11 protein-coding genes and 3 pseudogenes are annotated in these 9,321 nt (G+C 66.9%); 6 read left to right on the forward strand and 8 right to left on the reverse strand.

What is annotated here, in order from left to right:
* Positions 1 to 34: 34 nt before the first annotated feature.
* From ACFC09_RS45350 to ACFC09_RS45365, 4 genes are all read right to left on the reverse strand, one after another.
* The gene (locus tag ACFC09_RS45350) at positions 35 to 973 is read right to left on the reverse strand and encodes a hypothetical protein (protein WP_376538956.1); all 939 of its coding nucleotides are present in this window, start codon (positions 971 to 973) and stop codon (positions 35 to 37) included.
* Positions 970 to 1,317 carry a helix-turn-helix domain-containing protein gene (locus ACFC09_RS45355; protein WP_376538958.1) on the reverse strand — a complete coding sequence of 116 codons (348 nt, stop codon included), beginning with the start codon at positions 1,315 to 1,317 and terminating at the stop codon, positions 970 to 972. The genes ACFC09_RS45350 and ACFC09_RS45355 overlap by 4 nt, the downstream gene beginning before the upstream one ends.
* 14 nt (positions 1,318 to 1,331) lie before the next feature.
* Positions 1,332 to 2,435, reverse strand: coding sequence for a tyrosine-type recombinase/integrase (locus ACFC09_RS45360; RefSeq protein ID WP_376538960.1), 1,104 nt, complete (start codon positions 2,433 to 2,435; stop codon positions 1,332 to 1,334).
* Between the two features lie 65 nt (positions 2,436 to 2,500).
* A complete protein-coding gene (locus ACFC09_RS45365; protein WP_376538961.1) occupies positions 2,501 to 2,875 on the reverse strand; it encodes a tyrosine-type recombinase/integrase in 375 nt (124 codons plus the stop codon).
* On the opposite strand from ACFC09_RS45365, the gene ACFC09_RS45370 reads away from it, so the two are divergent.
* The 5 genes and pseudogenes from ACFC09_RS45370 to ACFC09_RS45390 all read left to right on the forward strand — a co-directional run bounded on the left by ACFC09_RS45370 (position 2,792) and on the right by ACFC09_RS45390 (position 4,794).
* Positions 2,792 to 3,100: a transposase gene (locus tag ACFC09_RS45370; protein WP_376538963.1), complete on the forward strand. Its 309-nt coding sequence runs from the start codon at positions 2,792 to 2,794 to the stop codon at positions 3,098 to 3,100. The two genes, ACFC09_RS45365 and ACFC09_RS45370, sit on opposite strands and share 84 nt — an antisense overlap.
* 71 nt (positions 3,101 to 3,171) lie before the next feature.
* On the forward strand, positions 3,172 to 3,819 hold the full coding sequence (locus tag ACFC09_RS45375) for an IS3 family transposase (RefSeq protein WP_376538975.1): 648 nt from the start codon (positions 3,172 to 3,174) through the stop codon (positions 3,817 to 3,819).
* A complete protein-coding gene (locus ACFC09_RS45380; RefSeq protein ID WP_376538965.1) occupies positions 3,789 to 3,995 on the forward strand; it encodes an IS3 family transposase in 207 nt (68 codons plus the stop codon). The genes ACFC09_RS45375 and ACFC09_RS45380 overlap by 31 nt, the downstream gene beginning before the upstream one ends.
* A 35-nt stretch (positions 3,996 to 4,030) precedes the next feature.
* Positions 4,031 to 4,399, forward strand: a pseudogene (locus tag ACFC09_RS45385) (IS5/IS1182 family transposase); the annotation flags it as partial.
* Positions 4,396 to 4,794 carry a hypothetical protein gene (locus tag ACFC09_RS45390; protein WP_376538967.1) on the forward strand — a complete coding sequence of 133 codons (399 nt, stop codon included), beginning with the start codon at positions 4,396 to 4,398 and terminating at the stop codon, positions 4,792 to 4,794. The pseudogene ACFC09_RS45385 and the gene ACFC09_RS45390, both read left to right, overlap by 4 nt.
* Before the next feature lie 284 nt (positions 4,795 to 5,078).
* On the opposite strand, the gene ACFC09_RS45395 is transcribed toward ACFC09_RS45390, so the two are convergent.
* The 3 genes and pseudogenes from ACFC09_RS45395 to ACFC09_RS45405 form a co-directional block, all read right to left on the reverse strand.
* Positions 5,079 to 5,483: a hypothetical protein gene (locus ACFC09_RS45395; protein WP_376538969.1), complete on the reverse strand. Its 405-nt coding sequence runs from the start codon at positions 5,481 to 5,483 to the stop codon at positions 5,079 to 5,081.
* 329 nt (positions 5,484 to 5,812) lie between these two features.
* Positions 5,813 to 6,967, reverse strand: a pseudogene (locus ACFC09_RS45400) (IS1182 family transposase); the annotation flags it as partial.
* 141 nt (positions 6,968 to 7,108) lie between these two features.
* A complete protein-coding gene (locus tag ACFC09_RS45405) occupies positions 7,109 to 8,440 on the reverse strand; it encodes a lanthionine synthetase LanC family protein (RefSeq protein ID WP_376538971.1) in 1,332 nt (443 codons plus the stop codon).
* A gap of 196 nt (positions 8,441 to 8,636) precedes the next feature.
* Between ACFC09_RS45405 and ACFC09_RS45410 the strand changes: the two are divergent.
* Positions 8,637 to 8,870 (forward strand): annotated as a pseudogene (locus ACFC09_RS45410) (GNAT family N-acetyltransferase); the annotation flags it as partial.
* On the opposite strand, the gene ACFC09_RS45415 reads toward ACFC09_RS45410, so the two are convergent.
* Positions 8,867 to 9,154, reverse strand: a complete 288-nt coding sequence (locus tag ACFC09_RS45415) for a DUF6233 domain-containing protein (protein ID WP_376538973.1) — start codon at positions 9,152 to 9,154, stop codon at positions 8,867 to 8,869. The pseudogene ACFC09_RS45410 and the gene ACFC09_RS45415 overlap by 4 nt on opposite strands.
* Between the last annotated feature and the right edge of the window lie 167 nt (positions 9,155 to 9,321).

A 9,321-nucleotide genomic window follows, 5' to 3' on the forward strand; every position in this document is an offset into this window, starting at 1 on the left:
CAGCAGGCACCGATCGTCTACGAGCAACAGTCAGCTACCCTGACGCTCGCCGCATAACGACACGAACAGGTGTCCACTCCCCGGGGACAAGGCCCAGGTTCTCGGGCTGTCTGATCATGCAGTTCGGGCACAACGGTCGGCCCTCGGTGTCACGTGTGGCGGGTTCGCGTACCGCGCCGCAGCCGAAGCAGGGGACGGCCGCGTGGTGGGCGAAGCATGCCCGGCAGATCCTCTTGCCGTCCAGCAGCTTGGACAGCGCCTTCACTCCGTGGCAGCGCGGGCAGGCCGGTCGGACGACCTTGGTCGCCCCGGCCTTGATGAGCTCGTCGACGAATCGCAGAGCGGCCGGGGTGGGGGCTTCGTAACCGGCGCCGGTCAGCAACTCGGGACGGGCGACGACGGCCCAGGCCAGGCGGCGCTGGCCGGCGGGCCGGACGGTGGCCCGCCCGAGCGCGGCCAGGACCACGTCGTCGTTGACGGCGGGATCGAGGCGCGTGACGAGTTCGGTGAGTTCCTGGAGCGGATCGCCCTCGGTGTCCGGGCAGTTCGCACAGCGGGGTTTGTCGTGACGGTCCCTGCTGACGACGCGTCGCTCCTCGTGGCATCCCGCGCAGACGGCGGGCTTGTCGAGGCAGGGAGAACATCCCCACCGACCTCCGGTGCTGCTGCCGACGTAGCGGCATGCGCGGTTGCACTCGCCGCAGCGGGGCAGTGCGACGTTCTGGGCACCTGCGTCGTTCAGGGCCATCAGCAGTTTCGCGACGCAGTAGGGAGCCGGTGGCTGTCCGGTCCGCAGCAGTGACGGGTCGTTGTGCAGGGCCTGGGCGAGGCTGCGGCGGCCGGCTCGTGCGCGTACGACGGTGAGGACGATGTCGCGGACGCGCTCGGCGGGCAGGTGCTTTTCGACGTTCCCGATCAGCCGCACGACCAGGCCGACCGGGTCTGTGATGACTTCCTCTGCGAGACCGGTCAACGGTCGACTCCGCTGATGCGGGCCCGACGGGGCCGCAGGTCGCCGACTCCTTCGGAGACCGGAGTCCCGCCTGCGGCGGCCTTCTTCGGCTTCGTCGCGGAGCCGGCCACGGCGATGGGCTCGATGAGGTCGTCCATGGTGCAGTCGAGGATGTCGAGCAGGGCCATGAGGATCTTCAGGCTGAGGCGTTCGGGTCGCTCGACGACGAGCCGGTAGACCTGGCTCGACGACAGGCTGATTCCCCGCTCAGCGAGCGGAGGGATGAGGTCGGTGGTGGAGAACATCCCGCGGTCCGCCATGACCTTGCGCAGGTGCCAGTGGTAGTCGAGCTTGGCGGCCATCATGGGGTCCTTCCTCGTCAGACGCCGGCGAACGCCGGGGCCAGGGCCTTGCTCAGGGCAGTGTTCATGAAGTCGTCGCTGACGTGCGTGTAGATGGCCGTGGAGCTGTCGCACTCGTGGCCGACTTGCTGCTGGATAAATCGCCTGTCCACTCCGTCTTCGGTCAAATGTGTGACATACGAGTGACGCATTGAGTGAGGAACTAGGTCTTTCGGGAGCTTTAGGGCGTCGCGGTATGCCTCGAACCGGTCGTTGATGGAGCCGGGCTGGAGGCGTCCCCCGCGTTCGGTGATCCACAGTGCCGGATGATCAGGGAACCCGAAGCGCGGCCGGACGTTCTCGACGTAGTCCGCGACCGCTTCGACGGCCCAGTCCATCACCGACAGCACGTTCCGCCGCCGCGGCGGCTGCCCCTTCTTCGCCTTGCCATAGCGGACGTTGAGCGTGCCGTACCGACCAAACTGGCGGGCCTTCGGGTTCCGCCCGAAGTCGACCACGTCCAGCTTGGACGTCTCGGTCCGGCGAAGTCCCCAGCCGTAGATGACCTTGAAGAGGGTCGCGTCCCGGTAGGCGGCGAGGGCTCCCTTGCGCTTGGACTTCACCGCGCGTGCGACCTGGTCGTCGGCGTAGTCGAGGAACCGCTGCAGTTCTTCTCGTGTGAACGGCCTCGCTTCCGGATCGCCCTCGTAATCCTGCAGGTGCGGGAGGGTGTTCCACTCGTGAGCGATGGCCACCGGATAGGCACCGAACGCTTCTTCGCATGCCGGGCCCCAGCCGTAGCGGGCGTCGATGAGCAGCTCGGTGAACAGCCGAATCGTGCCCTGGTAGCTGCGGATCGTGGACGGCGCCAGGTGCTTCTCGCTCGTCAGCGAGGCCGACCACTCGTCCATGTGGGCCGGCGTCCACTGCCACGGGTACTCGTTCGCGAAATCGAGGAACCGGCGGATCAGCCGTTCCCTCGGGTCGATCGTCTCGTCCTTGAGCCCCCGCGACTTCTGCTGAGCCCGCCAGCCCCGCAGCATCGCGTCGAACATCGCATCCTCCGGACGCAGCTGGACCACACCGGAGACAAGCTCCATGCGGGCCGACCCAGCGAGGGCCACCTTCTGCTGATGCACCACTCCAGACCATCCCTTCTGGAGGGCAGATCATGCATCAGACGGGATAATGTTGGCAACATGCCTGGTCAGGACGTCAGGTCGTAGTAGCGTCGGAGTCCGCCAGGCTCTCTCCGTGAGCAGGTGACCTGCGACTTCTCGCCCGTCTGATGCAATTCCCGAGGGTCGATGTAGTGCTCGGCCATCCGCTCGGAGACGTGGCCGAGGTAGCGGCGGACGTGGGTCAGGCTCGCGCCGGCCCGCAGCAGGCTGGTGGCCAGACTGTGCCGAGCTTGGTGGGGGACCCATCGGCTGAAGTTCCCCCGCTGAACTGGACAGCTTGATACTGGGACGGTTGGGTCCCGGAGGAGCAGTCCAGGTTGAGCGGCAAGAGCAACATGAGCAAGCGGTATACGGCCGAGTTCAAGCGCGACGCGATCGCGCTCGTCCGTTCGTCGCCGCATCGGAACGTCACCGAGATCGCCCGGGAGTTGGGGGTCAGCCCCGAAGGACTTCGCGGCTGGGTCAAGCAGGCGAAAATCGACCGGGGCGAGGGGCCTTCGGGCGCGCTGACCAGCGATGAGCGCGACGAGCTTCGGCGCCTGCGCCGCGAGCTCGCTGAGGTCAAGAAGGCGAACGAGATCTTGGTAAAAGCCGCGGCCTTCTTCGCGAAGGAGATCGTGAAGTAGGCGATGCGTGCCTCTTCATCGATGCGGAGAAGGCCACCGAGGACAAGCCCGATGGCTACAGCGTCGCGCGGCTGTGCCGCGTGCTGGGCATCAACCGCTCCACCTACTACGCGTGGCTCGCGTCGCGTTCCGACGCTGTCGAACGGCAGTGCGCCGAGGATGAGCTGGCCGGACAGATCCGCGCCATCCATGTGAAGTCCCGAGGCGCCTACGGGGCCCCGCGCGTGCACGCCGAGCTCCGCCGCAAGGGCTACGCGATCAACCGGAAGAAGGTCGAGCGGATCATGCGGGAGCGCGACATCCGCGGTATCAGCCGCCGCAAGCGCCGGCATCTGACGAAGCAGGACACCAAGGCCGCCCCGGCCCCGGACCTGGTCGGCCGCGACTTCACCGCCGACACGCCGGGCACGAAACTCGTCGGGGACATCACGTATCTGCCGACCATCGAGGGGTGGTGGTATCTCGCGACCGTCATCGACCTGGCGACCCGGGAGGTGATCGGGTACGCGATGGCCGACCACCACCGTGCCGAACTGGTCACCGACGCGCTGCACATGGCTGCCGGCCGGGGCGGCCTGCAGCTGGGCTGCATCATGCACACCGACCGCGGCAGCGAGTACGCCAGTGATGAATTCCGCCACGAAATAAGCAAGTTGAACCTGCGCCAGAGCATGGGACGAACCGGCATATGGCAGCCGAGAGCTTTTTCGGACTGCTGAAGGCGGAGATAGGAACCACCATCTGGGAGAGCCGTGAGGCGGCTCGCGTCGACGTCTTCCGCTTCATCGAGGTCGAGTACAACCGCACCAGGCTCCGCAAGCACCCCGAATTCGGGTATCTCACCCCCCTCGAAACCCGAGCCAGGCTGCAGCACGACTTCACCCCCGCAGCGTAAGCACACGCTGTCCAAGTTCAGGGGGGAACTTCACCCACGACAACGCCGCGGGCATCGTCCTGCTGGACCAGGTCGCCGAGCACACCGGCGGCACCGTCCGCAAAGCCCTGGTCGACCAGGGCTTCAAGAACCAGGTCGTCATGCACGGCGCCGGCCTGGGCATCGACGTCGAGATCGTCGAACGCAACCCGCAGGTCAAGGGGTTCGTGCCGCAGCCGAAGCGGTGGAGGGTCGAGCAGACCTACGGGATCCTGATACTGCACCTGCGCCTGGTCCGCGACTACGAGCACCGCCCCTCCTCCTCCGCCTCCCGCGTCTACTGGGCGATGACCCACGTCATGACCCGGCGCCTCACCGGAGCGAACGCCCCCACCTGGCGCGAGACGCAGGCGGTGGCAGCGTGAACATCCAGCCCCTGCTCGACGCCCTGGACCTCCAGGAAGAAGCCGCCCGGGCCCTGGCCGACGACCTCCGCGCACAGATCAACGACCTGCAGACCCGGTTGCGGGAGGCCGAGACCCGCCTGGAGCACCTCGCGATCACCCGCAAGACCGTCACCGGCCTCGCCGGCCGACTCCCCGCATCCCCGCCGGAGCTGCCCGAGCATCCGGACTACCCCCGCATCCTCGCCGCCTTCAACCACACGACCGGGCCGCTACGGGCCAAGGACGTCTGCGAAGCCCTCGGCCACGAACTGCTGCCGAAGAACGTCGAAGGCACCCGCGCCAAGCTGAAACGCCTGGTCAAACTCGGGATCCTCACCGAGACCAACACCGGCAACTTCGCCAGGAAGCAATAGCGGACAGAACCTCCACCAGCGACCTTGCTCCCACCCTAAGCCAGAAACGGACATAACCTAACGAACTGCCCACTTAAAGCCTCACGAACCGTCCACCAACAGATCTGTCACAGCGTGAAGCACAACGACACAGCCGTCCGCCAAGTACTCGACTGCCTGTACCGCGAGCGCGCACCGATGGTCGAGAGCGCCGCAGCCGTGCGCGCGGCGCGAGGTGGTCACCAATTGTGCAGCTACGGGCGCCAGCTGACGCGCCTACTCGTCACCTACCACCCCCAGTAACCTCAGGAAGAAGTGAAACCCGACGTCTCGTCCCACGCAATCCCTCTCCACTCACTCAAGGCATAGGCCATAATCCGGTCGTTTACGATGGGATCCGTCACGCCGCTGAGAGTAGTGGTAAACATCAAATCCCTACCGCTAAGCACCCCTTCATCGAGAGATTCCCGGGCATCCTCCAGGTAGAACCCCAGGATTTCACCCCCCACACTCACCTGAACATACTGCTGGATTTCCACTTCACCCGGTCGGCTGATCTTGAGCGTAGTGGCGGCCCAAGATTCTCCCTCCTTGACGACGTCGTGCGATACCGTCGAGTCTTCGGACTCCAAATACCTCAGCAATTCCTTGAGCGCCTCCAGCGAAGAGCGCTCATTCGAATAACCGAGAGCCCCGCATTCAAAAGCCATACTCATTCACCTCCACACTTCTAGCTTCCGTCGCCATCGAACACGTAAGTCACGTTAATTCCGTACTTCTTTTCGAGCCAGGCATCCTTGGCTGCCTGCGCGGGCTTCTTCCCCGCATAGCCGGACTTGGTCTCAATATAGTGAGTGACGTTCCCATTCGAATCCAGCAGTCCGATGTCATATTTGCGCTCACCGAACGGAGTATCGAAGGTCAGCATGTCGGGGTGCGTTGCATCAGTGACTACGCTTAGCCCACGTTGACGCATGGAATCGGCAACATGGTCACGGTAGGCGTCACCGACGAGCCTGTTGAGCTCCTGCTGGGTAATGCCGAGAATCAGTTGACGGTCCCTCGCGGCGTTGAGATTGGCCTCGGAGCAGTAGCCGGCGTCAACCAGCGCCTGCTTGGGGTGGCGGCCGGTGTTCCAGGCCGACTGGTCAAGCATGGTGGTGTAGTTCAGCGCGTCGGAGGGGTTGGTCATCACGTCGGCAGCGGTGATGACCTGGTGCTTCTCGTCCACGACGGCCTGGGCGTTGTATGCCTGGATGTAGGCGCCGTCGCTGTTCTTCATGATCCGCGAGTCGAGGTCGGTGAAGTTGGCCTGCGCCTTGGGCTTCGGACGCGCCTTCGCGGCGGCCTGCTGTCCGGCGTCGGTGACGGCCTGCTCGTCGCTGGTGCCGGCCCGCTCCTGGCGGCGGCGTTCCTTCTCCTCGGCGTGACGACGTGCCTTGTCGGCGGCTTCGGCCTCCATCTGGGCGCGGGCGGCCTGCATTCTGGCCAGGCGCTTCTCGCGGCGGCCGAGTTCGGCGGGCAGGTCCACGTCCTTGCCGTCAGGGCCGAAGGTCTGGTCCTCGGCGGTGTCGGTGGCCTCGGCGTCGGCCAGCAGCGCGTGGGCCTTGGCCTCCAGCGCGGCGATCTCGGCCTCGACGCGCTCCTCCTTGTCGACCAGGCGGCCGTAGCTCATCGCCTTGTGCTTGGAGGCGTTGGCCGCCAGTTTTGTGCCGTCCACGGCGACGCGGCCCATCTTGACCATGTCGAGCTTCTGCGCGAGGTACAGGGACTGGGTGAACAGGTCGGCGAGGGCATCCAGGTGACGGCGGCGGAACCGGGCGATCGAGCGGTAGTCCGGGGCGTGGTCGGCGGCCAGGAACCGGAATGCGACGTCGTCGGTGCACTTGCGCTCGATCGCCCGCGAGGAGCGGACGCCGGTGGTGTAGCCGTAGATCAGCAGCCGCAGCATCAGCCGGGGATCGTAGGGCGGGTAGCCGCGCTTCTTGGTGTAGTCCGCCCGCACCGGCGAGAGGTCGAGCACCTCGTCGACCAGGTCGGCGACGAACCGGGCGAGGTGGTCCTCGGGCAGCCAGTCGTCCAGCGACGGAGGCAGCAGCAGGACCTGGTGCGGGTCGAAGGCCCGAAACGTCTTGTCCACCACCGCCGGACGGCCCCGAGACCGTTTGTTCTCAACCGGCTCGACCTCGAACAGTCCATCCCCACCACGCATATCGAGATCATCTCGCATGAAAGATCGCGAAGCGCCAGTGGGTCGCCGCGGGCCCTCGTGCGTGGTCGTGGTCAGCTTTGCTGAGATCGTTATGGATTACTTGTCTCGAATGAGGTCACTCGCTCATGATTCCGTCCGGGTACTGCGCAGGTGTGCCGGTACCGCCCACCACTGGTCCGGGCGGTCCACGACCGGGGCGTCGGGGCCGGTCTCGCCGTACCGGGCGAGGCGCAGCAGGTAGGCCGCGATGCCTGCCGCGCCCTGCATCCACGTCGTACGGGGCGGCAGCAGCGGCGGGTCCTCGCGGTGTTCCAGAAAGCGCCAACGGGCGCCCGCGCCGTCCCTGACGACCCGGTCGACCAGCGCATCGCCCATGCGGTGCGCGGCCCGCAGCAGGGTCTGCCTCCTCTCCGGCGCCCGGCAGTCCTGGGCGGCGTCCAGCAGGACGTCTCCGACGCCTGCCGATCCGCAGCAACGGCCGTCGTTGTCCCAGAAACCGGGACGGAGGCGTTCCGGCAGACCCGACGTGAGGATCGAGGTCAGACAGCGCTGCCGCAGTTCGTCGACGTGGTGGCCCGCCACCTCGTTGACCCCTGCGTGCGCCAGCGCGGTGAACAGGTGCGAGGTACCCGCCGGGCCGTGGCACCACGTGTACGTCACCGGTTCCACCTCCCGGCGCGACGGCGGGATCGTGTGCGGGACGACGAAGCCCGCGTCCTTCAACGACCCCACCGAGAGGACGTGCCGGGCGCCTTCCACCGCGGCCTCGACGAAGTCCTCGCGGTCCAGGGCGGCGCCCGCGACCGCCAGTGCGGCCGCGACCCCGGACGTTCCGTGCGAGTAGTTCGGCGCCCTCGACGGTCTCCCCGGCGTCATGCCCCAGTCGAGGCCCGCTTCCGTACGGTCCGCCGCCCGCAGCAGGGCCTCACCTCCCGTCGTCGCGATCACCTCGGTGAACTCGCTCTTCGCCCAGACCGCCGTCATCACCACGCCCGCGGTCCCCATGATGACGTCGGTCAGGGGCGCGTCGGAGCCCGGCTCGAAATCGAGCGTGGTCTTCCATCCGTCGCCGGTGGCCAGGACGGCCAGCCGCCGCAGCGCCACGGCTTCCTCGCCCGGGGCGAGCAGTCTGAGCGCCGTCGCGTCGCCTGCAAGGCCGTCGTACAGCGAGGGCTCCGTCCGCCGCCCGGCCTGTGCCGACAGCCTGGTCACGATGCCGGTCGCCAGTGCCACTTCCGTCGCGCTCAGTTCCCGGTACTGCGCGATCTCGGCCAGCACCGGGGCCAGGCCGGCGATTCCCGCGTACAGCGAGTCGCGGTCCTGTGCCGGTGACGGGGCTTCCGGAGCGCCCTCCACCACCGTCTCCACGAGCCACGGACCCTCGTCCTCGCGCACGTGGTCCAGCACCCACGACCACGCGGCCTCGGCCACGTCCCGATATCCGTCGCTCCTCATCCGGCCACGCTACAACCGCCGGATGAGCCGGTCTGCCCGGTGAGGTGCTGTCGGCCCGTCAGTTCCGGCCGTCGTGGGTACCGGCCTGCGCGGCCGTCCTCAGGTCACGCAGCCAGGCTTCGAGGCCGTCGCGCGGGATCTTGGTAGCGGTGGGAGCGTCCGCGTCGACCTGCGCGCCGGTGTAAGTGAGAAGCGCATCATCCCGTCAGCGCGAGGCAAGGGATACGCCTCCGAAGCCCTCCGCGGACTGCTGCTGTTCGCGCGGTCACGCGGTGTCACCTGTGTGAAGGGCGACGCCGACCACGACAACATCGCGTCCCAGCACGTCATGATGGCAGTCGGCGTGCGGCCGGCCGGACAAGATGAACGCGTCAGGTACTTCGAGATCACCTGGACCCACACGACGGCGAATACTGACCCACGCTCCTAGCTCTCGGGTTTCGTGATACCCAGGGCTACGTCCGGCCTGCAGTGCTCACAAGCATGGTTGAATCCCGAGTCCTTGAGCAGCGCGTACTGCGCCTTCGTGGCGTCAAGAGCGGCGACGGGATGCTGAATACGGTCGCAGTCGGCGACGTGGATCGTGACGCCGACCGGCCGTCCCGCCTTCCGTTCCTGCTCAGTGATGTAGCCGTGGACGACACGTGCCTGCTGTTCAACCTGTGCGATCTTCCGCCGGGTGTCACCGAGATGCCACTCCAGCCACGCCTCCACGGCACGCAGCTTGGTGAGGCGTTCAGACGGCGTCAGATCGGAGTCGGGTGGCCCGGGGGAATCTCACCCCCGGGTCGGGTAGCGACGGCGCATTGCTGCGCCGCCGCCCCCTCGGAACCGTGCATGCGACTTATCACCGCACACGGCTCGGGCAAGCCACAAGGGCT

It is taken from the genome of Streptomyces sp. NPDC056161, from assembly GCF_042268025.1.
GTDB lineage: Bacteria > Actinomycetota > Actinomycetes > Streptomycetales > Streptomycetaceae > Streptomyces.

Coding starts and splice junctions, on each gene's coding strand:
- ACFC09_RS45365 (WP_376538961.1), bottom strand. CDS start 2,875: ATGCGGCGACGAACGGACGAGCGCGATCGCGTCGCGCTTGAACTCGGC.
- ACFC09_RS45380 (WP_376538965.1), top strand. CDS start 3,789: ATGGCAGCCGAGAGCTTTTTCGGACTGCTGAAGGCGGAGATAGGAACC.
- ACFC09_RS45355 (WP_376538958.1), bottom strand. CDS start 1,317: ATGATGGCCGCCAAGCTCGACTACCACTGGCACCTGCGCAAGGTCATG.
- ACFC09_RS45405 (WP_376538971.1), bottom strand. CDS start 8,440: ATGAGGAGCGACGGATATCGGGACGTGGCCGAGGCCGCGTGGTCGTGG.
- ACFC09_RS45395 (WP_376538969.1), bottom strand. CDS start 5,483: ATGGCTTTTGAATGCGGGGCTCTCGGTTATTCGAATGAGCGCTCTTCG.